General features: G+C 71.6%; 24 protein-coding genes. 14 read left to right on the plus strand and 10 right to left on the minus strand.

Going from position 1 to position 23,750, the window contains the following annotated elements:
• Positions 1 to 464 precede the first annotated feature (464 nt).
• The 3 genes from HCK04_RS14670 (at position 465) to HCK04_RS14680 (ending at position 5,558) form a co-directional block, all read left to right on the plus strand.
• Complete coding sequence (locus tag HCK04_RS14670; protein ID WP_142647897.1) at positions 465 to 2,798, plus strand: sodium-translocating pyrophosphatase; 2,334 nt, start codon at positions 465 to 467, stop codon at positions 2,796 to 2,798.
• Positions 2,799 to 2,960: 162 nt separating this feature from the next.
• Positions 2,961 to 3,425, plus strand: a complete 465-nt coding sequence (locus HCK04_RS14675) for a histidine phosphatase family protein (protein WP_260617263.1) — start codon at positions 2,961 to 2,963, stop codon at positions 3,423 to 3,425.
• Positions 3,426 to 5,558, plus strand: coding sequence for an FUSC family protein (locus tag HCK04_RS14680; RefSeq protein ID WP_142647898.1), 2,133 nt, complete (start codon positions 3,426 to 3,428; stop codon positions 5,556 to 5,558). It abuts the gene before it with no gap.
• Positions 5,559 to 5,562: 4 nt separating this feature from the next.
• Here the strand turns inward: HCK04_RS14680 and serB are convergent, their stop codons facing one another.
• Positions 5,563 to 6,786, minus strand: coding sequence for a phosphoserine phosphatase SerB (gene serB / locus HCK04_RS14685; protein ID WP_185948976.1), 1,224 nt, complete (start codon positions 6,784 to 6,786; stop codon positions 5,563 to 5,565).
• Positions 6,787 to 6,975: 189 nt separating this feature from the next.
• Between serB and HCK04_RS14690 the strand changes: the two genes are divergently transcribed.
• Complete coding sequence (locus tag HCK04_RS14690) at positions 6,976 to 7,710, plus strand: GNAT family N-acyltransferase (RefSeq protein ID WP_142647899.1); 735 nt, start codon at positions 6,976 to 6,978, stop codon at positions 7,708 to 7,710.
• Complete coding sequence (locus HCK04_RS14695; RefSeq protein ID WP_142647900.1) at positions 7,707 to 8,636, plus strand: lysophospholipid acyltransferase family protein; 930 nt, start codon at positions 7,707 to 7,709, stop codon at positions 8,634 to 8,636. Before HCK04_RS14690 ends, HCK04_RS14695 begins: the two co-directional genes overlap by 4 nt.
• Positions 8,637 to 8,716: 80 nt before the next feature.
• Here HCK04_RS14695 and HCK04_RS14700 read toward each other — a convergent pair whose 3' ends face one another.
• Genes HCK04_RS14700 through HCK04_RS14710 form a run of 3 tightly spaced genes read right to left on the minus strand, consistent with a single transcriptional unit; the run spans position 8,717 to position 11,030 of the window.
• On the minus strand, positions 8,717 to 9,274 hold the full coding sequence (locus HCK04_RS14700) for a hypothetical protein (protein ID WP_142647901.1): 558 nt from the start codon (positions 9,272 to 9,274) through the stop codon (positions 8,717 to 8,719).
• Between the two features lie 56 nt (positions 9,275 to 9,330).
• On the minus strand, positions 9,331 to 10,371 hold the full coding sequence (locus HCK04_RS14705) for an S-adenosylmethionine:tRNA ribosyltransferase-isomerase (RefSeq protein WP_142647902.1): 1,041 nt from the start codon (positions 10,369 to 10,371) through the stop codon (positions 9,331 to 9,333).
• Positions 10,368 to 11,030: an SDR family NAD(P)-dependent oxidoreductase gene (locus tag HCK04_RS14710; RefSeq protein ID WP_142647903.1), complete on the minus strand. Its 663-nt coding sequence runs from the start codon at positions 11,028 to 11,030 to the stop codon at positions 10,368 to 10,370. The genes HCK04_RS14705 and HCK04_RS14710 overlap by 4 nt, the downstream gene beginning before the upstream one ends.
• Positions 11,031 to 11,155: 125 nt before the next feature.
• Between HCK04_RS14710 and HCK04_RS14715 the strand changes: the two genes are divergently transcribed.
• The gene (locus tag HCK04_RS14715; RefSeq protein ID WP_142647904.1) at positions 11,156 to 12,328 is read left to right on the plus strand and encodes a GAF domain-containing sensor histidine kinase; all 1,173 of its coding nucleotides are present in this window, start codon (positions 11,156 to 11,158) and stop codon (positions 12,326 to 12,328) included.
• The gene (locus HCK04_RS14720; protein WP_142647905.1) at positions 12,325 to 12,948 is read left to right on the plus strand and encodes a response regulator transcription factor; all 624 of its coding nucleotides are present in this window, start codon (positions 12,325 to 12,327) and stop codon (positions 12,946 to 12,948) included. The genes HCK04_RS14715 and HCK04_RS14720 overlap by 4 nt, the downstream gene beginning before the upstream one ends.
• An 8-nt stretch (positions 12,949 to 12,956) precedes the next feature.
• Here the strand turns inward: HCK04_RS14720 and HCK04_RS14725 are convergent, their stop codons facing one another.
• The gene (locus tag HCK04_RS14725) at positions 12,957 to 13,688 is read right to left on the minus strand and encodes a hypothetical protein (protein ID WP_260617264.1); all 732 of its coding nucleotides are present in this window, start codon (positions 13,686 to 13,688) and stop codon (positions 12,957 to 12,959) included.
• A gap of 64 nt (positions 13,689 to 13,752) precedes the next feature.
• Here HCK04_RS14725 and HCK04_RS14730 point away from each other — a divergent pair, with 64 nt between their 5' ends.
• The 3 genes from HCK04_RS14730 to HCK04_RS14740 all read left to right on the plus strand — a co-directional run bounded on the left by HCK04_RS14730 (position 13,753) and on the right by HCK04_RS14740 (position 15,749).
• Positions 13,753 to 14,541, plus strand: a complete 789-nt coding sequence (locus tag HCK04_RS14730) for an ABC transporter ATP-binding protein (RefSeq protein ID WP_142647907.1) — start codon at positions 13,753 to 13,755, stop codon at positions 14,539 to 14,541.
• Positions 14,542 to 14,747: 206 nt separating this feature from the next.
• Positions 14,748 to 15,497: a sulfite exporter TauE/SafE family protein gene (locus tag HCK04_RS14735; protein ID WP_142647908.1), complete on the plus strand. Its 750-nt coding sequence runs from the start codon at positions 14,748 to 14,750 to the stop codon at positions 15,495 to 15,497.
• 6 nt (positions 15,498 to 15,503) lie between these two features.
• The gene (locus tag HCK04_RS14740) at positions 15,504 to 15,749 is read left to right on the plus strand and encodes a hypothetical protein (protein ID WP_205830246.1); all 246 of its coding nucleotides are present in this window, start codon (positions 15,504 to 15,506) and stop codon (positions 15,747 to 15,749) included.
• A 36-nt stretch (positions 15,750 to 15,785) separates the two neighbouring features.
• On the opposite strand, the gene HCK04_RS14745 is transcribed toward HCK04_RS14740, so the two are convergent.
• The 3 genes from HCK04_RS14745 to HCK04_RS14755 form a co-directional block, all read right to left on the minus strand.
• Positions 15,786 to 16,694, minus strand: a complete 909-nt coding sequence (locus HCK04_RS14745; protein ID WP_142647909.1) for a Rieske (2Fe-2S) protein — start codon at positions 16,692 to 16,694, stop codon at positions 15,786 to 15,788.
• A 102-nt stretch (positions 16,695 to 16,796) separates the two neighbouring features.
• Positions 16,797 to 17,348: an HD domain-containing protein gene (locus HCK04_RS14750; protein WP_142648065.1), complete on the minus strand. Its 552-nt coding sequence runs from the start codon at positions 17,346 to 17,348 to the stop codon at positions 16,797 to 16,799.
• 213 nt (positions 17,349 to 17,561) lie between these two features.
• Complete coding sequence (locus tag HCK04_RS14755) at positions 17,562 to 17,723, minus strand: hypothetical protein (protein WP_159454860.1); 162 nt, start codon at positions 17,721 to 17,723, stop codon at positions 17,562 to 17,564.
• A gap of 572 nt (positions 17,724 to 18,295) precedes the next feature.
• On the opposite strand from HCK04_RS14755, the gene HCK04_RS14760 reads away from it, so the two are divergent.
• On the plus strand, positions 18,296 to 19,153 hold the full coding sequence (locus HCK04_RS14760) for a helix-turn-helix transcriptional regulator (protein ID WP_142647910.1): 858 nt from the start codon (positions 18,296 to 18,298) through the stop codon (positions 19,151 to 19,153).
• Positions 19,154 to 19,213: 60 nt separating this feature from the next.
• A complete protein-coding gene (locus tag HCK04_RS14765) occupies positions 19,214 to 19,420 on the plus strand; it encodes a DUF397 domain-containing protein (RefSeq protein ID WP_142647911.1) in 207 nt (68 codons plus the stop codon).
• A 199-nt stretch (positions 19,421 to 19,619) separates the two neighbouring features.
• Here the strand turns inward: HCK04_RS14765 and HCK04_RS14770 are convergent, their stop codons facing one another.
• On the minus strand, positions 19,620 to 21,068 hold the full coding sequence (locus tag HCK04_RS14770) for a catalase (RefSeq protein WP_142647912.1): 1,449 nt from the start codon (positions 21,066 to 21,068) through the stop codon (positions 19,620 to 19,622).
• Positions 21,069 to 21,230: 162 nt separating this feature from the next.
• Entirely contained in the window at positions 21,231 to 21,674 is a 444-nt protein-coding gene (locus HCK04_RS14775) for a Fur family transcriptional regulator (protein ID WP_142647913.1), read from the minus strand.
• A gap of 116 nt (positions 21,675 to 21,790) precedes the next feature.
• On the opposite strand from HCK04_RS14775, the gene HCK04_RS14780 reads away from it, so the two are divergent.
• Both HCK04_RS14780 and HCK04_RS14785 read left to right on the plus strand, forming a co-directional pair.
• Entirely contained in the window at positions 21,791 to 22,885 is a 1,095-nt protein-coding gene (locus HCK04_RS14780; RefSeq protein WP_260617265.1) for a CapA family protein, read from the plus strand.
• 200 nt (positions 22,886 to 23,085) lie between these two features.
• Positions 23,086 to 23,736 carry a TetR family transcriptional regulator gene (locus HCK04_RS14785; protein ID WP_142647915.1) on the plus strand — a complete coding sequence of 217 codons (651 nt, stop codon included), beginning with the start codon at positions 23,086 to 23,088 and terminating at the stop codon, positions 23,734 to 23,736.
• Positions 23,737 to 23,750: the final 14 nt, after the last annotated feature.

Here is a 23,750-nt window from a genome sequence, read left to right on the forward strand (position 1 = left end):
CGAAAGCCGCCAAGCCTCACAGGGCATCCAAGAGGACTTTCACGCACCTCGAAGACCTGCCGCGGCAGGCTTCGAGGCGAAACCTACGAGCAGATCGAGTGTCGCCCCCGGCGTGACACTCGATCTTTTGCTATGTCCGGCCCTATTTCGGACAGGCCGAAACCAGGAGCAGGGGAGTGCCGTAACCAGGGCGTCCATCGCCGCCGCGCCCCTGACTCCGCTGGTCAAAGCCCCTTCATAGCGGTGCAAATGTTCGGGCATTACTGGACGCCGTTTCGATTACGAGGCGCGAGGGCCTTCATATCCGTGGCGTCGCTGCGTAGACTCCCGGCACCGGCCAAGGTATTGCGGATGCAACCGGAAGCGGCACTTGCCAACCCGCCCGGAAGCGCCGCACGGCCAGTGGGTTCGTTCAGCGTCGTCCGGGCAGGAGGACCGAAACCCCGTCTGGCCGAGGAGGACGGATGTTTGCCTTGCACGCCGCTGGCGAAGGCGCAGCGGTAGCTCTGAACGGTTCCCATCTCACTCTTGTCATAGTCGTCGCCGTCGTGGCGTTGCTGGCGTTGGCGGTCGCGGGCGGTCTCGTCCGCGAGGTGCTCGCCGCAGGGCAGGGCACCGAGCGAATGCAGAACATCGCGCGTGCCGTGCAGCAGGGCGCCGCCGCGTATCTCGCGCGGCAGTTCCGGACGCTGGCCATATTCGTCGTCGTCATTCCGTTCCTGCTCCTTCTGCTCCCCGCGGGCTCGACCGGCGAGCGCATCGGCCGGTCCGTCTTCTTCGTCGTCGGCGCGGTGTTCTCCGCGCTGACCGGTTTCATCGGAATGTGGCTCGCCGTACGCGGAAACGTCCGCGTGGCGTCCGCCGCCCGCGAGTCGGGTGAGAAGACCGCGATGCGCATCGCGTTCCGTACGGGTGGCGTGGCCGGCATGTTCACGGTCGGCCTCGGCCTCCTGGGCGCCGCGATCGTGGTGCTGGTCTACAAGGGCGACGCGCCGAACGTCCTCGAGGGGTTCGGCTTCGGGGCCGCGCTGCTCGCGATGTTCATGCGTGTCGGCGGCGGCATCTTCACCAAGGCCGCCGACGTCGGCGCCGACCTGGTCGGCAAGGTCGAGCAGGGCATCCCCGAGGACGACCCGCGCAACGCGGCCACCATCGCCGACAACGTCGGTGACAACGTCGGCGACTGCGCCGGCATGGCCGCCGACCTGTTCGAGTCGTACGCCGTCACCCTGGTCGCGAGCCTGATCCTGGGCAAGGCCGCGTTCGGCACCGAGGGCCTGGTCTTCCCGCTGATCGTCCCGATGATCGGTGTGATCACCGCGGTCATCGGCATCTTCACCACGGCTCCGCGCTCCCGCGACCGTTCCGGCATGGCCGCCATCAACCGCGGCTTCTTCATCTCCGCAGCCATCTCGGCCGTGCTGGTGGCCGTCGCCGCGTTCGCGTACCTCCCGTCGAGCTTCGCCGAGCTGTCCGGCGCGGCCGCGGACGTCGCCGCGCTCACCGCCGACCCGCGCCTGATCGCCATCGGCGCGGTGCTCGTGGGCCTGGTGCTGGCCAGCGCCATCCAGATCCTCACCGGCTACTTCACCGAGACCAACCGGCGCCCGGTGCGGGAGATCGGCGAGAGCTCGCTCACCGGCCCCGCCACCGTCATCCTGTCCGGCATCTCGGTCGGTCTGGAGTCCGCGGTCTACTCGGCGCTGCTGATCGGCGGCGCGGTCTACGGCGCGTTCCTGCTCGGCTTCGGCAACGTGACCGTGGCGCTGTTCGCCGTGGCCCTCGCGGGCACCGGCCTGCTGACCACGGTCGGCGTGATCGTGTCGATGGACACCTTCGGCCCGGTCTCCGACAACGCCCAGGGCATCGCCGAGATGTCGGGCGACGTCGAGGGCGAGGGTGCGCGCGTGCTCACCTCGCTCGACGCGGTCGGCAACACCACCAAGGCGATCACCAAGGGCATCGCGATCGCGACCGCCGTGCTCGCGGCGACCGCGTTGTTCGGCTCGTTCCGTACGGCGGTCGAAGGCGAGCTGGCCAAGGCGACACAGGGCGTGAAGGACGCGCTCGGGTCGTTCGCGAACTTCAGCCTGTCGGTGGACGCCCCGAACGCCCTGGTCGGCCTCATCGTCGGCGCGGCCGTGGTGTTCCTGTTCTCCGCCCTCGCGATCAGCGCCGTCGGCCGCGCCGCCGGCCGGGTCGTGTACGAGGTGCGCGAGCAGTTCCGCACCAAGCCGGGGATCATGGACGGCACCGAGCTGCCGGACTACGGCCGCGTGGTGGACATCTGCACCCGCGACTCGCTGCGCGAGCTCGCGACCCCCGGCCTGCTCGCCGTGCTGACCCCGATCGCGGTCGGCTTCGCGCTCGGGTACGCGCCGCTCGGCGCCTACCTGGCCGGCGCCATCGCGGCCGGAACGCTGATGGCGGTGTTCCTCGCCAACTCCGGCGGCGCCTGGGACAACGCCAAGAAGCTGGTCGAGGACGGCCACCACGGCGGCAAGGGCTCGGAGGCGCACGCCGCCACCGTCATCGGTGACACCGTCGGCGACCCGTTCAAGGACACCGCCGGCCCGGCCATCAACCCGCTGATCAAGGTGATGAACCTGGTCGCGCTGCTGATCGCCCCGGCCGTCGTCACGTACGCCGACAACGTCGCGGTCCGTGTCACCGCGACGGTCGTCGCGGTGGCGGTCGTGGTCGGCGCCGTGGTGGTCTCCAAGCGCCGCGCCACGGGCATCGCCCCGTCCGGTGAGGCCGACGTGGAGTCCCGCGCCACGGAGCCCGTCGCTCACTGAGAGCACTGACTACGAAGGTCCCTCGCTCCTGGAGCGGGGGACCTTCTCCATACACTGAGCACTTATGGACAAGCCGAACGGGGGCAGGACGCTGGCGCTGATCCTGCTGACCATGGCCGTGATGATGGCCGTGATCGTGGGTCTCGCCGTGTGGGCCATGCCGTGAGCGCCCGGACGCTCGTCGTGGTCAGGCACGCCAAGGCGGGCCAGGTGCCCGGCCTCCTGGACACCGAACGTCCGCTCACCCCCAGTGGTGAGCGCGACGCCCGCGCGGCGGGGGAGGAGATCAGGCGGCTCGCCCCGGAGCTCGTCCTGTGCTCGCCGTCGGTCCGCACCCGCAGGACCGCCGAGCTGCTCGGCCTCGACGCTCCCGTCGAGATCGAGCGCGACATCTACGAGGCGTACCCCGACGACCTGCTCGGCGTGCTGCGCCGTACGGACGACGAGATCGCGGCGGTGGTGCTCGTCGGCCACAACCCGGGCGTGCACGAGCTCGTGGTCGCCCTCACCGACGCGCGGCTCGACGGCTTCCCGCCCTGCGCGTACGCGGTGATCGAGCTGGACGTGCCGTCGTGGGAGCACCTCGCCCCCGGCACCGGACGGCTGGCCCGGATGAGCCGCCCCTGATTGCCGGGCGGCACGGCGGGTAGAAACACCCGCCTGCCGCTCAGGAACGTCGTGCTCGCCAGGGCGCCGAGGCTGGAGGATCCACGCCTCGCGCTCGGCTTCGGCCTGACCGGGGCCGCCTGCCTGCTGATCCCGCTGCTGACCGGCCTGCTCGCCGGCCATCCCGCGGGCGGCGCGACGGTCGGCGTCGGCGCGTGGCTGGTCGCGGGGCGGGCCATCGTGAACCCCGCGGGTGTGCGCACGCCGTTTCTGCTCGGCGTCGTGCTGTCGGTCGGCGTGGGGACGTCGCTGGGGATCCTGCTGTCGGGCAGCAGCTGGGCCATGGTGCTGGTCGCCTCTGCCCTGGCCGGGCTGGGCGGCCTGGTGCGCCCGATCGGCGTCACCCCGGCGCTCACGCTGCTGCTGACCGCCGCCAACCCGCTGCCGCTCGATCCGGCGCCGCACACCGGCCTGCAACTGCTCGGCGGCCTGCTGGCGGCAGTCCTGCTCACGCTGCCCTGGCCGTGGCGGCGCACCCGCCCGGTCGTCGCGGTGCTGGGCGAGGCGGCCGACACCCTGGCCGAGCTGGCCGAGGCCGTGGCCGACCCCGCCGTCGGTCAGGACGAGTGGGACGAGCGCCGCAGGAAGGCCACCGCCGCGATCGCCGATGTCCGCATGGCCCGCGCCCGCCGCGTCCAGTGGGAGCGGTCGCGGGCGGCAGAGGAGGTCGCGCTCGCGTTGCGCCGGGTGTTCCACGAGATCATCGCGTTGCGCGGGCTGTGCGGCACGCTGGCCCGGCGTGCGCCCGGCGCGGCGGACGAGGCGGGGATCTGCGACCTCGTGGCCTCGCTGTCCGCGACGCTGCGCGCCTATCTGGCCGAGTGCCCGCCCGAGCGCGTGTCGATCGTGGACTTCGGCGACCGGGTCGACCGGCTGCGCGACCGGGCCGCGGGCGGCAGGCGCGAGATGGTCGTGCTCGTCCTCCTCCGGCAGATCGCGCACAGCGCCGGGCGGATCCGGGAGGCGCTCGACGGCTCCCTTGAGGCGGCCCGCCGCCTGTGCACACCCGGCCTCGATCTGACCACGCTGGCGGTCTCTCCGTCGCTCGCCTTCGACGACCCGCGCGTGCGGCACGCCCTGCGGGTCGTGCTCGGCACCGCCTTCGCCTCGATCGTCATCGTGCTGTTCAAGCCCGCCTATCCGCACTGGCTGGTGATCGCGGTGCTGGTCACCATCCAGCCGACGTACGGCGAGACGCGGGCGAAGGTGTGGGCGCGGGTGGGCGGCAGCACGGCCGGGGGCCTGATCTCGGCCGGCATCCTCCACCTCATGCCGGGTCACTGGACGCTCGTCGCGTTGATCGGGGTGTCGGCCGCGCTGGCGTTCGGCCTGGCCCCGACCCACCAGGCCTACTGGGCGACGTTCATGACGATGTGCGTGCTGCTGCTGCTCGACTTCCAGAGGCCGCAGACCGCGGGGATCGCCGAGTCGCGGGTCGTGCTGACCATCCTCGGCGGTGTCATCGCCATCGCGTGCGCGCGGCTGCTGTGGCCGCGAGGGGAGACGGACCGGCTGGCCGAGCGGGTCGGCCGGATGCTCGACTCGCACGCGGCGGCCGCCCGGACGCTGGCGCAGATGGCCCGGGGGAAGGCGGGCGTCGAGCGGGCCGACGAGCGGATCAGGAAGGCCGCGGTGGACGCCGACATGGTCACGGCGGCGCTCGGCTACATCGCCAAGGAGCCCGGCGGCACGGCCCCCGACGCGGTCGAGGAGGCCGTGGAGGCCGCCCAGCGGGTGCGTGACGACCTGCTGACGCTGATCTCGGTGCTCCGCGACGAACCCACCGGGGCCGGGCCGGTGCCCGACGTCCTGGACGCCGTGGCCGTCCACCTGCGGGGCGCCGCGCAGGCCGTGTGGGGGCGGGAGCCGTACGAACCGGCGGGGGAGGTGAGCCGGGGGCTCGCGGACGACGCCGTGTGGGTCGGCGCCCAGGCCGAGCGCCGGCTCACCGAACTGGAGGCGGACGACGCCGAGCCCGGCTCCGGGCGGGCGCTGCTGCGCACCGCCGCCGTCGACCAGGCCCTGCGCTCACTCGGTGCCGACGCCGTACGGCTGTGCGCGGTGGCATCAGGCGCGTTCGCGACCAGGTCCTGAGATTTCAGTTCATGGTGGGCGGCATGCCGTCCTCGGCGTCGGCCGCCTCGACCTCCTCGCGGGAGATGCCGAGCAGATAGAGGATCGAGTCGAGATAGGGCACGTTGACCGCGGTGTCGGCGGCCTGCCGCACGATGGGCTTGGCGTTGAAGGCGATGCCGAGCCCGGCGGCGGCGAACATGTCGAGGTCGTTCGCGCCGTCGCCGATCGCGACGGTCTGGCTGAGCGGGATGCCCGCCTCGGCGGCGAAGCGCTCCAGCGCGCGGGCCTTGCCCGGCCGGTCGACGATCTCGCCGACGACCCGCCCGGTGAGCCGGCCGTTCACGACCTCAAGGGTGTTGGCGGCCGAATAGTCGATGCCGAGATCGGCCACGAGGGAGTCGGTGATCTGGGTGAAGCCGCCGCTCACGATCGCGAAGCGATAGTCGAGCCGCTTGAGGGTCCGCACCAGCGTGCGCGCGCCGGGGGTGAGGACGACCTCCTTGGCGACCTTCTCGAAGACCTCCTCCGACAGCCCTTCGAGCAGCGCGACCCGCCTGACCAGCGACTCGGCGAAGTCGAGCTCGCCGCGCATGGCCTCGTCGGTGACCCGGGCGACCTCGTCCAGGCACCCGGCGTGCCGGGCCAGCAGCTCGATGACCTCGTTCTGGATCAGCGTCGAGTCGACGTCCATCACGATGAGGCGCTTGGCGCGGCGGTGCAGGCCGCTGCGCTGCACGGCCACGTCCACCTGCTGGGCCGCCGCCTCCGCGGCCAGCTCCGCCCGCAGCGACTCGGGATCGGCGCCGGACACGGCGAGCTCGATGCACGTCACCGGATAGCTCGACAGCCGTTCGATCCTGTCGATGTTGGCTCCGCTCGCCGCGATCCGGCCGGCGATCCCGGCCATGGCGGCGGGCAGCAGCGGCGCGCCCAGGACGGTGACGTGCAGCCGCCCGCGTCGCCGCTTCTCCTTGGAGTGCGTGCCGGTCGCGATCTCCAGGTCCATGTCGAGGTCGGCGGCGACCTGCTCGACGGCCGTCCACAGGCCGCCGATCGTGCCTCCGGTGCCGGTGGGCGGACCCCCGGCGTACGCGACGAGGACGCCCAGGGTGAGGCGGCCTCGGATGACGACCTGCTCCACGTCGGCCACGACGACCGGGAACCCGGACAGTACGGAGAACAGCCGCGAGGTGACGCCCGGGCGATCCGGACCGGTCAGCGTGATCAGGAGCGTGCGCTGGTTCACGTTGTTTGAGGTTACTGCGCCGCTTGTCGTGTGCGCGCACGAGGTTCACGATGCGGACGCCTTCATGCCCCCGCTCTGAGGCTCCGTTGTCATTTCCGCATGTCGTCATGGTGGTGGGCCGTGGAAGGGGCCGGGAGAGACGGGACGCCTCACCGCGGCCGGCACCCCCCGAGGAAGGACGCGACACGCATGACGATCTCGCTGCAGCCCCAGCATTCCCTTGATTCCGGCCGTTACACCGTCGGGCTCGCCGAGAGCGCCGCGGATCTGCGTGCCGCCCAGCGCCTGCGTTACGAGGTTTTCGCCGGGGAGATGGGCGCCCGGCTCGACTCCCCGCTGAACGGGCTCGACGTCGAACCGCTCGACGCCTACTGCGACCATCTCCTCGTCCGCGAGGGTGACACGGTGGTCGGCACCTACCGCCTGCTGCCGCCCCGCCGCTCCGACCGGCTCTACTCCGACGCGGAGTTCGACCTCCGGGCGCTGGAGGGCCTGCGCGGCGACCTGGTCGAGGCCGGGCGCACCTGCGTGCACCCCGGCCACCGCGGCGGCGCGGTCGTCGCGCTGATGTGGGCCGGGATCGCGCGCTACATGGCCGACCGCGGGCACGCCTGGCTGGCGGGCTGCTGCTCGGTGCCCCTGGACGACGGCGGCGTGGTCGCCGCCGGTGTCGTCGACCGGGTCGCGCTGGGGCCGCAGGAGTATCGCGTCACGCCGCGCACGCCCTGGCGCGGCGACGGGGTCCCCCGCCCCGGCCGGTTCGCGGTGCCGCCGCTGCTACGCGGTTATCTGCGGCTCGGGGCGTGGATCTGCGGCGCGCCCGCCCATGATCCCGACTTCGGCACCGCGGACTTCTTCGTGCTGCTGCGCGTGGCCGACGCCGACCCCCGCTATCTGCGGCACTTCCTCGGGCGGTCGCGATGAGCGCCGTCACCCACCTGCCCGCGGCCTCCTCCGCCTGGCTGCCCGCCTCCCCCTGCGCGCCGGACCTCTGCGTGCGGGCACAGGCCCGTACGGCGGGCCCCCTGCGGCGGGCCGCCCGCCTGCTGGGCGTGGTCGTGGTGCTGCTCGCCGGTCTGCCGATCGCGCTCGCCCTCGGCCGTACGGCGTGGCGAGAGGCGGTCACGACGCGCTGGTCACGGCTGCTGCTGCGGGCACTCGGCGTGAGGATCGTGACGCGTCGCGGGTTCTCCTGCATCGGGGGCTCGGCGCGGGCGCGGGCCGTGCCGGAGGAGGACGGGCCCGCCCTGCTCGTCGGCAACCACGTCTCGTGGCTCGACCCCCTGGTGATCACGGCGACCTTCGCCTGCCGCCCGCTGGCCAAGGCCGAGGTGGGCAGGTGGCCCGTCGTACGCACGCTGGCCGCCGGGGGCGGCGCCCTGTTCATCGACAGGGACCGGCCGTCCGCCCTGCCGGAGGTAGTCGCGGACATGACCGCCGCGCTGCGGCGCGGTGAGAGCGTGGCCGCGTTCCCCGAGGGCACGACGTGGTGCGGACGCGAGATGGGCCGGTTCCGGCCCGCGGTGTTCCAGGCGGCGATCGACGCCGGGGTGCCCGTGCGGCCGGTGGCGCTGCGGTTCCTCGAGCTTCCCGAGGGCGCCGGAACAGGCGTGTCCACCCGGCCGTCGTACGTCGGGGACGACACGCTGCTCGCGTCCGTCCTGCGGATCGTCGCCGCCCGGGACCTCGTCGCGGAGGTGACGGTCTTCCCCGGCGTACGGCTGGACCGCCCGCCCGTGTACGGCAGCCGGGCCCACCGGAGACAGGCGCGGGCGGAGCTCGCGCGGATCGCCGAGGCCCAGGTCAGGACGGGACTGGTGGAGCCCGGGGAGCGGGCCGCGGCGGCCTGACAAACCGCCGGACAAGCCGCCGGACGATCGGCGGCGCCTGCCCGGAGACCCCGGGCGGGCGCCGTGGAGGATGGACGGGGTCAGCGGGTGATCGTGCTCTTCGACTTCACCCAGCCGATGCTGTCGCCGAACTCCGAGAGCAGCCGCCTGGGGTCGGTGTTCGTCGAGGTGTCGACGACCGCGCCGCCGAAGTAGCCGTAGAGTTTGCCGCGGGCGGACCCGCTCACCTGGGCCTTCGCATAGAACGTGTAGCTCTTGCCCTTCTTGAGACCGGGGAGCACGCACAGCGAGCGGGTCCGCTCCCGCGTGCAGTGCTCGTGATAGCGGGAGCCGTGCGGCACGTAGATCCGGGTCTTGGTGACGTTCTTGGGGAACTTGACCGCGAGGAAGATCTCGTCGGTCTTGGTCTTGAGCCTGTTGACGAGCTTGACCGTGAACGTCACCACGTGCCCGGCGCGGGCGCGGTAGGGGAAACTGACCTGGATGCGGACGGGCGCCGAGGCCGCCGTTGACGAGGAGGCGGACGATGCGGACGCGGCCGACGACGCGGCGGAGGCGGGCGCGCCGGACGCGACCAGTGCGCCCGCGGCCAGCGGCACGGCCAGCAGCGCGGTCGGCTTGCCGATGAGGGTACGCATGCGGGCCAGCCTTGACGATCGAGGTCACGGTTCGATCACGCGTCAGGAATCACGTGTCAGAGGATGAGATGGCTGTCGCCGAACTCGTGCCAGAGGTAGCCCTCCTCCAGCGCCGCCTCGTACGAGCGGGCCAGCACGCCCGTCCCGGTGATCGCCGACAGCATCATCAGGTGGGTTGACCGGGGCTCGTGCAGGCCCGTGACCATGCCGTCCACCGCGCGTACGCCTCCCTCGGGCGTGACGACGCGCGAGGTCCAGCCCGACGCCGCCCGCACCGTGTCCGGGGCGTCGCGGGCGGCGGTCTCCAGCGCCCGCACGACGGTCGTGCCGACGGCGATCACCCGGCCCCCGTGCTCATGGGTGATGTTCACCAGCCGTGCCGTCCGCTCGGAGACGGCGAACCACTCGGGATAGGGCGGTTCGTCCTTCTCCGGAGACGCGACCCCGGTGTGCAGCGTGATCGGCGCGACCCCGATTCCCCGGCTGACCAGGGCGGTGACGAGCTCCGGGGTGAACGGCCGGCCGGCGCTCGGCATCTCCGCGCTGCCCGGCTCGACCCCGAAGACCGTCTGATAGTCGGCGAGCGGCCAGTCGCGCCTCACGTAGCCGTAGCGGATGGGCACGCCGTGCCTGGCGAGGTAGGAGAGCACGTCGCGGTCGAGGCGGGCCCGCCACAGGCGCGGCGTCTCCGGCGCCAGCAGGCGCAGCGTGGCCCCTCCCGGCAGTGGCAGCCACTCACCGGGCGCGGCGCCCGAGTAGGGCTCCGTCGCCGTCCCCGTACGGCGGCGCAGCTCGACCAGCCACTCGCCGGACGCGAGACGGCCGGAGAAGTGGACGGCCAGCCGGTCGAGCCGCACCGCCGCGGGCAGGGTGGCGGAGTCGTTGACCACCAGCAGGTCGCCGGGGGACAGCAGCGACGGCAGGTCGGCGAATACGTGATGGGTGATCTCGCCGGTGTCGCGGCGCGACACCAGCAGCCTGACCTCGTCGCGGCGCAGCCCGCGCGCCTCCGGCGGTTCGTGCGCCTCCAGCGCCGCCCCCAGCGCGAACTCGAACGACTCTCCGTAGGGCCGGATCTCCGGATCGGGGGTGGTCATTCCAGCGCTCCCCGGGTGAAACGGCCGGGGGCGGGGCGGGAGCCGACGAGGCGCAGCAGCGCGGGCACCACGCTCTCGGGCGGCGGCGCCGCTCCGGCCTCCTCCGGGCCGACCGCGTCCGTCAGCATGCGGGTGCGCATCTCCCCCGGGTCCACCCACCAGACCGTCACGTCGGGCTCCTCGGCGGCCAGGACGTTCGACACCTGGTCGAGGGCGGCCTTGGTCGCGCCGTAGCCGCCCCAGCCCTCGTACGCCTCGACGGCGGCGTCGGAGGAGATGTTGAGGATCGCGCCCCGCCGCTTGCGCAGCGCCGGCAGGGTCGCCTGGACCAGCGCGAGCGGCGCGATCACGTTCGTCTCGAACAGCGCGCGCAGCGCGTCGAGCGGATAGTCGGCGAGCCTGGGCAGCGGGGTGGGGCCGAGCCCGCTCGCGTTGTTGACCAGGAGGTCGAGCTCGGGCACGGAGTCGGCGAGCCTCGCCACGTGCGCCGGGTCGGCGACGTCTCCGGGAAGGGCCCGGGCGCCGAGGTCGAAAGCGGCCGACATCAGGTCCTCTTCACCGCGCGCGGTGAGCAGGAGCGACCAGCCGTCGTCGGCGAGCGCCTTGGCGAGCGCGAGCCCCAGCCCTCGCGAGGCTCCGGTGATGAGTGCGTGCTTCATGCGCCTCACGCTAGGAATCGGCACGTCACGAGCGCATCGGACCGAGGCCCGGCCGTCGCTCGGCAGTTGGGTCTAGGTCCTGCGGCCGACGCGGCCCGCCCGTCGCGGGACCTAGTCTGTGTTGCGTGCCCGAGCCCGCCCACTCCGCCGCCGCCTGCGAGCGGGACCGTGACGCCGTGCTGCACGCGGTCAGCTCGGCCGTGCTCGCCGTCACCCGTCACCTGTCGGTCCGCGAGGTCCTCCAGGTGATCGTGCGGTCCGCGGCGCGGCTGCTCGACGCGAAGTACGCCGCGCTCGGCGTGCCGGACGACGACGGCGCGTTCGCCGAGTTCGTGGCCGAGGGCATCTCCGACGAGCAGTGGGCGGCCATCGGGCCCACCCCGCGCCAGCACGGCATGCTGGGCGCGATGCTCCGTGAGGGGACGCCGGTGCGGCTGCCCGACATCCGCAGGGACCCCAGGTTCGAGTGGTGGCCGAAGGCCCACCCCATCCTCAAGGACTTCCTCGGTGTGCCGATCACCGACGGCGACACCGTGCTCGGGATCATCTTCCTGTCCAACAAGCGGACGCCCGGCGGGTTCGACGAGGCCGACGAGGAGCTGCTGACGCTGTTCGCGGCGCACGCCGCCATCGCGATCACCAACGCCCGGCTGTACGAGCGGGGGCGCGAGCTCACGGTCATCGAGGAACGCACCCGGATGGCCCGCGAGCTGCACGACGCCGTCAGCCAGAAGCTGTTCTCGCTGCGGCTGACCGCGCGGGCCGCCGCCGCGCTCGCCCGTACGGACCCCGAGCGGGCGGCCGAGGCGATCGAGCGGGTCGAACGGATGGCGGGAGAGGCGCTGACCGAGCTGCGCGCGATGATCGTGGAGCTGCGCCCGGCCGAGCTCGACCGGCACGGGCTGGTGGAGAGCGTGCGCAAGCTGGCGGCCCTCCTCGACCGCCTGCACCCCATGACGGTCGCGTTCTCGGCCGAGGGCGAGTCGCCGGACGACCGCGACCTGGCGCCCGAGATCGAGGTCGCCGTGCTCCGGGTCGCCCAGGAGGCGCTGCACAACGCCGTACGGCACGCCAGGGCCGCCCGCATCGACGTACGGCTCTCGCACCGGGAGGCCACGCTGGTGCTGGAGGTGACCGACGACGGCGTGGGCTTCGACAGCACCGGACCAAACGGGGCGGGAGTGCACGGCCTGGGGCTGCCGTCGATGAGCGACCGGGCCCAGGCCGTCGGCGGCACGCTGACGGTCTCCTCCGCGCCCGGCCGCGGCACGACCGTACGACTGGAGGTGCCCGCGTGATCCGCGTGCTCATCGCCGACGACCACCCCGTCGTGCGGCAGGGCCTGCGTACGTTCCTGGAAATCCAGGAGGACATCAGCGTCGTGGGAGAGGCGGCGGACGGCGCCGAGGCGGTCGAGATGACCGGCGCGCTCGCCCCCGACGTGCTGCTGCTCGACCTGAAGATGCCGGTGCTCGACGGCCTCGGCGCGCTCGCGGAGCTGTCCGGACGGGACGTCCGGGTGATCGTCCTCACCTCGGTCAGCGACCGCGGCGACGTGGCCCCGGCCATGCGGGCGGGCGCGGCGGGCTTTCTCTACAAGGACGTGGATCCCGCCGCCCTCGTGCAGGCGATCCGGGCCGTGCACGGCGGGCAGGTCCTGCTCGCGCCCGAGGCCGCCGAGGCGATGCTGGCGGGACCGGCGGACCGGGAGCAGGCCGACGCGGGGGCCGCGCTGACCGACCGCGAACGCGAGGTGCTGCGGCTGCTCGCCGCCGGCCGCTCGAACCGCGAGATCGCCCGCGAGCTCGTGGTGGCCGAGAAGACCGTGAAGACGCACGTCTCCAACGTGCTCATGAAGCTCGGCGTGCAGGACCGCACCCAGGCCGCGCTCTACGCCGTACGCCACGGCCTGGCCTGAGTGCGGCTTCAGACCTGGGACTCCACGATGGCGTTGTGTGCGGCCACCCTGGCCCGCCGTACGGCGCGGTCGAGGTCGCGCAGGGCCTGCCCGCGCACGGCGACCTGCCCGGACGTGAGCCCTCGCTCGTCGGCGAGACGGAGCGCCACCGACAGCCGGGCGGCGAGGGCGCCGACCCGGTGCGCCCTGCCGGGGTAGCCGGGAGCCAGGGCCTCGCCCGCGCGGTCGAGCGCGTCGGCCGCAGGGAAGCCCTGCGCCGGGCCGCCCACGCCCAGCAGCGCCTCGGTGGCGGCCATCATGGCGGTCCGCAGCGCCTGCTCCGCCTCGGCCAGCGACGGCACGTCGGGCGGGACCGCCGACGCCTCGGTCACGGTCCAGCGGATTCCGGAGTACGAGGAGCCGCGCCGGTCGGCGGACGGCACGAGACCCAGGCAGCGGCCGGACAGCACGGCCACGGCGGCCTGGCCCGCGTCGATCGCGGCGCCGTTGAAGGCGGGCGGGCCGGTGAGCCCGAGCGGGTCGCCGGGCACCGGCAGGGCCAGCCGGAACGCGCCGAGCCCCTCGATCCGCTGATCGACGAGGTAGGCGAGCAGGGGGGTCTCGACGTCATCCGCCGCCACCACCTGAGGCCCGGCCTCGCGCTCGACGCGGTCGAGGGCGTGCTCCAGGCTCACGTGTCCGCCGAGCCAGGCGTTGCCCCAGGCGACGAGCGTGGCGGAGATCGGTGAATCGATGCGCACCCGATCCACGATATGTGGTCGGACTGCCATAGTTTTATCTCAGAGAACCACGGGAGGGGGCCACATGGGCGGTCAGGTGCTTCAGCTTCAGGACGTGGCCGTCCGCAGGGACGGCGCGGCCCTGCTGCGCGGCATCGACTGGAGCGTCAGGGAAGACGAGCGCTGGGTGGTGATCGGGCCGAACGGCGCGGGGAAGACGACGCTGCTCCAGGTGGCCGCATCGCTGCTGTTCCCGTCCGAGGGCTCGGTGGAGATCCTCGGCGAGCGGCTCGGCCAGACGGACGTGTTCGACCTGCGGCCCCGGATCGGTTTGGCCAGCGCGGCCCTGTCGGAGCGCATCCCTCCGGACGAGAAGGTCATCGACCTCGTGCTCACCGCGTCGTACGCGATCCTGGGCCGGTGGACGGAGGAGTACGACTCCCACGACGTCACCCGGGCCGTCGAGCTCATCGACCAGCTCGGCTGCGCCCACCTGATCAGGCGGCGCTTCGGCACGCTGTCGGAGGGCGAGCGCAAGCGGGTGCAGATCGCCCGGGCGCTCATGCCCGACCCCGAGCTGCTGCTGCTCGACGAGCCCGCCGCCGGGCTCGACGTCGCGGGCCGCGAGGACCTCGTACGCCGTCTCGGCGCGCTGGCGCGCGACCCGAAGTCGCCCACGATGGTGCTGGTCACCCACCATGTCGAGGAGATCCCGGCCGGGTTCACCCACGTGCTGCTGCTGCGGCACGGCTCGGTCGTCGACCAGGGGCCGATCGACGCGGTGATGACGGCGGAGAACCTGTCGGCGACCTTCGGCGTGCCGCTGCACCTCGACCGCGGCCAGGAGGGCCGCTGGTTCGCCCGTCCCCTCTGACGTCCTGGCGGAGCCCCCGGCCTACCCTTGGCGGATAGCCGTTCGAGGGAGGGGCGCGCCGTGTTCTGGACTGAGGAGCGCGCGGGAGCGAAGCGATCAAGCGCGACGAGGGAAGTGTTGATCGCGCGCCTCCGGCACGACCCCACGGCCTGGAAGCGCCCCGAACCGCCGAGCGAAGCGAGGCAGGTAAGCAGGGAGAGGTGCGAGTGACGCCGTGGGAGGCGGCCGCGGTCTTCGCGGCCGGAATCGGGGCCGGGGCGATCAACGCCGTCGTGGGATCGGGTTCGCTCATCACGTTCCCGACGATGCTGGCCGTCGGTTTTCCGCCGATCGTCGCGAACGTCTCCAACAACGTCGGGCTAGTCCCCGGCGGCGTGACCGGGGTGCTCGGCTACCGCGCCGAGCTCAAGGGCCAGCGTGAGCGGCTGCTCCGGCTCGGCGTCGCGTCGGTGATCGGCTCGCTCGCCGGTGGCGTGCTGCTCCTGGTCCTGCCCGCCGAGGCGTTCAAGGTCATCGTCCCGGTGCTCATCGCGATCGCCTGCCTCCTGGTGGTGTTCCAGCCGAGGATCAACGAGTGGCTGGCCGTACGGCGCAGGCCGCACCCCCACGGCGGGCCGTGGCTGTGGCTGGGCGTGCTGGGCGCGGGCATGTACGGCGGCTACTTCGGCGCCGCCCAGGGCATCGTGCTGATCGGCCTGCTGGGCAGCTTCCTCGACGAGGACCTGCAACGGGTGAACGCGGCGAAGAACCTGCTGTCGCTGCTGGTCAACGCCACGGCCGCGGTGCTGTTCGCGTTCGTCGCGCCGGTGGACTGGATCGCCGTGCTGCTGGTGGCGCTGGGCTCGGCCGCCGGCGGCTTCCTCGGGGCCCGCGTGGGCCGCAGGCTGCCCGCACCCTTGCTGCGGGGCTTCATTGTTGTCGTCGGAATCGTGGCGATTGTGAAGCTGGTGTCCTGAAAGGGTATGTCTGCCCTTGTGAAGGGCGACCGGGTGGAGATCGTCATCGATGCGGGGGGCACCCCGCGCACCTACGAGGTGGTCGCGACCAGGGCGGGCCGCCGGATCGAGATCACGACGGGCCGGGGAGTGGTCGAGGTCACCGAGGTCACGCGGGCGGGCACACCCGTTCGCACCGCGAGGTTCATGTCCAACCGGGTGCTCGCTCTGGTCGAGCATCCCGCCGACGACCGCGGCCCGGACACCGGCTGACCCGGGCCCGGGCGGGCACGGACGGGTCGCAGGTGGTCACTCCGCGGGACGGACCTGGACGACGCCGTCCTGCCGCAGCCGCGTCTGGAAGGCCGGCTGGCGCGACGTGGCGGGGCCGTGCATGACCCGGCCGTCGGAGATGCGGAAGGCGCTGCCGTGCCATGGGCAGACGATGCAGGCCTGGCCCTCCTCCATGGCCACCCGGCCCTGGTGGAGCGGACCGGCGAGATGGGAGCAGTTGTCCGCGAGCACGCTCACGTCGTCGCCGAGACGCAGGACGAAAAGATCGATGTAGCCGAGCCGCCGCCGCACCGGCCGCCCGTTGGGCAGGTCCTTGAGCACGCACAGGTCGTGCCAGCCGAGCGGCATGAGGTGGCCGACCGACTCCGCGTGGTTGGCCCCGGCCGCCTGGCGATAGGACATGTGGCTGCCGAGGTGGGCGCCCGCGGAGGCCGCCGCGAGTCCCGCGTACCCCAGCATGCGCCCGGCGCGTTCGCGTCCCGTCACCCGTAAGAAGAGAGAGCCGGTGTAGCAGAGCGCCGCGGCGGCGTTGGTCATGGCGTGCACCAGGCCCACGCGCTGCTGTTCGCGGTGGAGGGTGGACCAGTCGGTGAGGCCGGCCGCCACCGTGGGAACGGCGCTGCCCAGCCCCGCCAGGATCAGCGTCCGCGCCGCACGCGAGCCGGTTTTGGTCATGTCCACCAGGCTCGCCGACAGCCAGCAGCCGAAGGTCGTCACCGCGAGCGCCGGGTGCAGCGGGTGGCCCATGGGCACGCCGTGCAGGACGTCCCTGAGCTTGCCCGGGCCTAGTCTGCGGCGGACCTTCTTGGATATGACGGTGATCGGCCGGTCGAGCGCGGTGGCCCGCTCGAGCCCGTCGAGGAGCTCCGCCGAGGGGACCCTCCGTGCCGTACGGCCCGCACGCGGCCTGGTCGTCTCTTCCATGTTTCGCCCCCTAACACGGGATCACGTACCCCCGCGTCACAGGTGTGAACATGGAACAGGCATGGGACGGTATGTACGAGTTTCGGGCTGACGTCGTCGACGTCAGGGCGCCAGATGACCCCGGGCGACCGAGCCGGCGACCAGCTCCGCGGCGTACTCGCCGAGCGTGGGCGACCCCTCCTCGATGAGCCGCACCTTCTCCATGACCTGCGTGGCCGTCACCTTGTAGAGCGGCCAGGTGCCGCCCTCGTTGTGGTGGTTGGCGATGATCGGCGCGAGCCGGTCGAGCGCCCGGGCGAACCTCGCCTCCGGCGTGCGCCGCTCCTCGAACTCGTCCCACAGGGTGCGCAGCCGCGCCCCCTGGTCGTCCGGCAGCAGCCCGAAGATCCGGTCGGCCGCCGCGCGTTCGAGGGCGGCCTGCGCCTCGACCGCGACGGGGTCGTAGATGAAGGTGTCACCGGCGTCGATCTCCACGAGGTCGTGGACGAGCAGCATCGCGACCACCTTGGACATGTCGGTGCCCGGGGGCGCGTGCTCGGCCAGCGTCATCGCCATCATGGCCAGATGCCAGGAGTGCTCGGCGTCGTTCTCCCGGCGCGAGCCGTCGATCAGCGAGTTGCGGCGGATGACGCGCTTCAGCTTGTCGATCTCCATGTGGAAGGCGAGCTGGGACTGGAGCCGTTCGTGGATGAGCGCGGTCGTCACCCGTGCAAGCCTAACCGGTCACGATCAGTTCGTCCCCGACCCGGCGCCGCGCGCCGTCGGGCCGCGTCTGTCCTCGCGTCCCTCCACGCCGTCAGGGCCGTCGGGCCGCGTCCCTCCGCGCCGTCTTCGCGGCGCGGGCCCGGTGCGGCGCGTCGGAGGGCGTCAGACGGTGAAGAGGCGGCCGACCTCCTCCAGCTCGCGTACGAGGTCGAAGCGGGGGTCGCGGTAGTGGCGTGCGCCGAAGCCGGTGCGGCTCACGGTCCATTTCAGTTCACGCGCCCACCTGTCCTGATCGGCGCACAGCGCCAGGTCTGCCATCGTCATCCGGCTTTTGATCAGTGATAACCAGGCGGCACCGGGATTCACCAAGGGACTCCTTCCGGAGGGGTGCCAAATAGAGATCTCGTCGTCCTCAATTCGTCGTAGGGAGAGCGCGTCCCACCCTCGGAACGGCTCGTTCGTTGTTCGCCGGCTCGCCGCTCGTGCGCGGCGAGCGCCGGTGATTGCCGGTCGAATTTCGAAATCCCGCTGGCCCGGATGCCTCCCCGTTGTCACACGCATCCGGAGCGGTCGGCGCCCCTCGCCGGGCGCGTGCCCCGGATGGGGAATCGGGCCTCGGAGTATTTCGCCGGCGACCGCCGGCGCCCCCACACGCCGGAAGACCCTTCCCGCATCGATCGTGACTCAGGACGCAATGCGCTGCAATACTTGACGAAAAGAAATCCGCAAGAATCTTGTGTCGATGCGCTGCAAATTGCGATGCAAGTTGCACGAGCGGGCGCGGTAATCTCAGGACAGGGCGCCCCTCACCCGCGCGCCCGATCCGCCAGGGCGCGCCCACCATCCGTGCGTCCACCGCAACCACCGGATTCACCGGATGAAGGAGGTCGGCAGGGGTGCCCGAGCACGGCAGTCCCACCGTCCGCCGCCGTCGGCTGGGGCAGGAACTGCGCCGCTTACGCGAGCGCGCCGATCTGACGGGCGACCAGGTGGCCGCCCGGCTCGGCTGGTCGGCGGCGAAGATCAGCAGAATCGAGACGGCGCGCACCTCGCCTCGCACGAGCGATGTTGAGGCACTTCTGGTGATCTACATGGTAGATTCCCGCCAACGCCAAGAGCTGCTCGCCCTGCACCGGGACGCGACCCGGAAGGGCTGGTGGGAGGATTACCGCGACTCCCTGCCCAAGGAATACACGACGTTCCTGGGCCTGGAGGCCGAAGCCACGGCGGCACGCGACTGGGAACCCCAGGTAGTGCCGGGTCTGTTCCAGACAGAGGCATACGTCCGGGCCATGATGGAGAGCGGACAACGAAGCACCCTTGAGCTGCCGGGCGGCGTCCGCAGCCGGATCGAGGTCCGGATGGCGCGCCAGCAGGCGGTTCTCAGGGCGGAGAGCCCGCTGGCCATCTCGGCCGTTCTGGAAGAGTCGGTCCTGCTGCGCCGGTTCGGCGACCACGAGGTGATGCGGGAACAGCTCAGACGGTTGATCGAGGTGTCCGAGCTGCCGAACGTCGAGTTGCGGATCCTGCCGCTCGACGCGGACCACCCGATCAACACCGGGGCGTTCAGTCACCTCAAGGTGCCCGACTTCCACGACGTCGTGTACCTGGAGGCGCTCCTGGGCGGCCGTCTGGTCGAGGACGAGGCGATCGTCTACCGGTACGAGGTGGCGTTCGACTACCTGGAGACGAAGGCGCTCGACGTGGACGACTCCCGCCGGTTCTTGGAGAAAACTGTCCGTCACTGGCGTTAGCCAGCTCTAGACCGCCCCGGGAACCTGCGCGTGATTTCCGGGGGGAGAGAAACATTGTCCATGAACTCGATTGACCTGTCCGGCGCCGTCTGGTGGAAGAGCAGCCGGAGCGCGAACAACTGCGCCTGTGTGGAAGTGGCCGTGCTGCCCGACGGCCACGTGGGTGTGCGCGACAGCAAGAACCAGGACGGCCCCGCTCTCGTGTTCACCCCCGCGGAATGGGACGCGTTCATCGGCGGCGTGAAAGACGGCGAGTTCGACCTTTAAACGAGTTCGGCCTTTCTGCGGCCCCCGGCTTCCCGGCGGCCTCGGCTTCCCGGCGACTTCGGCCTTTCGGTGACGCCGGCTTTCCGTGCGACGTCGGCTCTTCGAACGACGTCCGCTTTTCGAACGACGCCGGCCGGTCGTGGACGCGCGTACGGCCCGCGCCCGGAAAGGGCGCGAGCCGTACGTGAGGGGAAGGGGGTCAGGCGACGCCGAGCCCCTGCGCGACGCGCTGGCCGAGGTCCTTGTGGACATTGGTCCAGTAGTCGGCGACGCGCTTCTTCATGTCGGCGGTGACCTCGGGAGCCGAGGCGTGGCCGACGATGTTGCTCACCATGTGGTCGCGGTCGACGTCCGAGAGCACGTTCTCCCACAGCGCGCGGGGCTGCACGTAGTCGTCGTCCTCGCGGTGCCTGACCTGGGCGCTCCGGATGATCTCACCGGCGACGTGGTAGTTCTCGCCCTCGTAGAGCGACGGGTCGGCGGCGGGGCCGTTGACGCTGTTCGGCGCGTAGACCGGGTCGCCCGGGTTGCGGTAGCGCATGTGACCGTCGCGGTTGTAGCTGTGCACGGGCGCCTTCGGCGCGTTGACCGGAAGCTGCAGGTAGTTCGGCCCGATGCGGTAGCGGTGGGCGTCCGGGTAGGAGAACAGCCTGCCCTGGAGCATCCTGTCCGGGGAGGGACCGACGCCCGGCACCAGGTTCGCCGGCTCGAAGCCCGCCTGCTCGACCTCGGCGAAGTAGTTCTCCGGGTTGCGGTTCAGCACGAACCGGCCGATGGTGATCTCCGGATAGTCGGAGTGCGGCCAGACCTTGGTGAGGTCGAACGGGTTGAACCGGTAGTCCGCGGCGTCCTCGAACGGCATGATCTGGACGTTGACCGTCCACGCCGGGTGGTCGCCGTTCCTGATGGCGGTGTGCAGGTCGCGGAGGTGGAAGTCCGGGTCCTCCGCCACCAGCGCCCTGGCCTCGGCGTCGGTGAGGTTCTCGATGCCCTGCTCGGTCTTGAAGTGATACTTCACCCAGAACTTCTCGCCCGCGGCGTTGTACCAGAGGAAGGTGTGCGACCCGAAGCCGTGCATGTGCCGCCAGTTGCGCGGGGTGCCGCGGTCGGTCATGAGGAACGACACCTGGTGGGCCGACTCGGGCGACAGCGTCCAGAAGTCCCACTGCATGTTGTTGTCGCGCGTGTGGGTGTCGGCGCGGCGCTTCTGCGAGTGGATGAAGTCGGAGAACTTCGAGGGGTCGCGGATGAAGAAGATCGGCGTGTTGTTGCCGACGATGTCGTAGTTGCCGTCGTCCGTGTAGAACTTGATCGCGAAGCCGCGGGGGTCGCGCACGGTGTCGGCGCTGCCCAGTTCGCCGGCGACGGTCGAGAAGCGCAGGAAGAGCTCGGTCTCCTTGCCCTTCCGGAACAGCGAGGCCTTGGTGTACTGGCTGACGTCCTCCGTGATCCGCAGCACGCCGTACGCGCCGCCGCCCTTGGCGTGCACCACGCGCTCGGGGACCCGCTCCCGGTTGAAGTGGGCCATCTTCTGGATCAGGTAGTGGTCCTGCAGCAGCAGCGGGCCGTTGGGACCGACGGACAGCGAGAACTCGTCGCTGGGAGCGGGGACCCCGGCGTCGGTGGTGGTGATGTGCCTGTCGGTCATGCGGCTGTCCTCCGGGGGTCACTCTTTGGATCCATGTGCGGACAAGCGACGGAAAGCGGGCGCGCTGCGCTCGGTTCCCGCTGCTCGGATGTTCAGGTGCTCGGGTGCTCGGGTGCTCGGGTGTTCAGGTGCTCGGGTGCTCGGGTGTTCAGGGCTGGGTGCTCAGTCGCGGGAGGGGCAGGGCGGGGCGCTGCCGGTCTCCGTCCGGCACGCCGGGCACAGGCCCCAGTAGATGACGTCCGCCTCGTCCACCAGATAGCCGGCGTTCGAGGCCGGCTCCAGGCAGGGCGCGTGCCCCACCGCGCAGTCGACGTCCGCGACTCGTCCGCAGTTGCGGCAGACGAGATGGTGGTGGTTGTCTCCCACCCGCGTCTCGTACCGCGTCGGGCTGCCCGCGGGCTCGATGCGGCGCAGCAGCCCGCCGCAGTGCAACGCGTTCAGCGAGTCGTAGACGGCTTGCAGGGACACCTGCCCGACCCGGTCGCAGACACCGCGATGGATGGCTTCCACGTCGAGGTGGTCGCCCCCGCTCACGGTCTGCAGGATCGCGAGCCGGGCCGCGGTCACCCGAAGTCCGGCCTGGCGAAGGCGCCCGGCGTCGTCCACACCCCCACGTTATCAGCACACTTGAATGGTTCAAGTAAAGGAACTCTCCCAGTTATTTGCCCGTGGATCTCCCACAGGCTCCCGGATGAGGGTGGAAGATGGCATGCTCGGGTGCCGTGAGACGTCAGCCCCTCGCCCTGTCCCTGCTCGCCCTCCTCGCGGCCCCCCTCCTCGTCGCGGGGTGCAGCCCGGCGGAGAGCGAGCCCGTCCCCGGCGCGTCACCACTGGAGGTCAAGACGGCGACGCCGCCGCCGTCTCCCAAGCCGCAGCGGCGCCCCTTCACGATCTCCTTCGCGGGCGACGTGCACTTCGAGGGCGTCCTGCGCAACCGGCTCAACGCCGACCCGCGTACGGCGCTCGGCCCGATCGCCGCCGTGCTGCGCAGGTCCAACCTCACCGCGCTCAACCTCGAGACGGCCATCACCACCGCCGGCACGCCCGCGCCGGGCAAGCAGTTCACCTTCCGCGCCCCGGCCACGGCGTTCACGGCGCTCAAGGCCGCCGGGGTGGACGTCGTCACGATGGCCAACAACCACGGCATGGACTACATGGAGAGCGGCCTGCGGGACACCCTCGCCGCGATCAGGTCCTCGAGGTTCCCCGTCATCGGCATCGGCGCGAACGAGACCGAGGCATACCGGCCCTACCGCAGGACGGTCAACGGCAACCGGGTGTCGATCATCGGCGCGACCCAGGTGATCGACGCTCAGTTCATCCAGTCGTGGACCGCCTCCGGCGACAAGGCCGGGCTCGCGTCGGCGAAGAACGAGCCCCGCCTGCTGCGTGCCGTACGGCAGGCCCGCAAGAACTCCGACACCGTCATCGTGTTCCTGCACTGGGGCGCCGAGCTGGTCAAGTGCCCGACGCCGGTGCAGCGCAGCCTGGCGGACAAGCTGGTCGCGGCGGGGGCCGACGTGATCGTCGGCAGCCACGCGCACATCCTGCTGGGCGGCGGTTACTCCGGCCGCTCGTACGTGCACTACGGCCTGGGCAACTTCGCCTTCTACAACTGGGGCCCGGAGACCGGGACGACCGGGGTGCTCACCTTGACGATCAACGGCAGGAAGGTGCTCAAGGACCAGTGGACCCCCGCCCGGATCAACGGCGGCGTGCCGATTCCCGTGACGGGCGGTGCCAGGCAGCAGGCGCTCGGCGCGTACCGCGCGCTGCGCGGCTGCACCGGCCTGTCGGCCGCACCCGTGGACTCCTGACGGCAGGGCTACAGAATTCTTGCCGCAAATCAGACGACTGGTCGGTAAGCGCTGACCACGGCGCGTGAAACAGGCAAGATGAGTGAGTGTCCAGCCGGTACGTGAGGGAAGCAGGCGGCCCCGCTTTGGCCGTCGAGCAGTGTGCTGCCGTTGAGACCTGTGGTGCCGCCGAAAAACGGGGCCGTGGGGGTGGTGAGGGGATGTCGCCGGGCGCGTCGCGTCCCGGTGAGCCGTTGCGGCGGCGTCCGTCGCAGCGTCGCAGCGCCCGCCGCGTCGAGCGGATGCTCGACGCGTGCGCCGAGCTGCTCGACGAGGGAGGGTATGACGCGCTGACGACCACCCGGGTGGCCGAGCGTGCCGGAGTGGCGATCGGCTCGGTCTACCAGTTCTTCCCGGACAAGCGGGCGCTCAGCCAGGCCCTGACGCGGCGCAACGTCGAGCTGTTCGTCGCGCGGGTCGGGCGTCGCTTCATGATGGAGGACTACACCGGCTGGTGGGACGCCGTCGACGCCATCATCGACGAGTACGTCGAGATGCACCGCAGCGTGCCGGGGTTCCGCTCGCTGCACTTCGGCGAGGTCTTCGACCTTGATCTTCTCGACTCCGTGTCCGACAACAACACCGTGATCGCCGGACGGCTGCGCGCGTTGTTGTTCGCCGAATTCGGACTGGCAGACAGCGAGGATTTGGATCGTGCCATTCTCGTCGCCGTCGAGGCCGGGGACGCGGTGCTGAAGCTCGCCTTCCGGCACGACCCGCACGGCGACCCCGGAATCGTGGCCGAGGCCAAACAGCTCGTCCGCGGTTATCTGTCCCGCCAGCTCGCCTCCGCCGTCTCACGGCGCGGCTGACGCCCAAGCGGGGT

The sequence above is a fragment of the Microbispora sp. CL1-1 genome, assembly GCF_012034195.1.
GTDB lineage: Bacteria > Actinomycetota > Actinomycetes > Streptosporangiales > Streptosporangiaceae > Microbispora.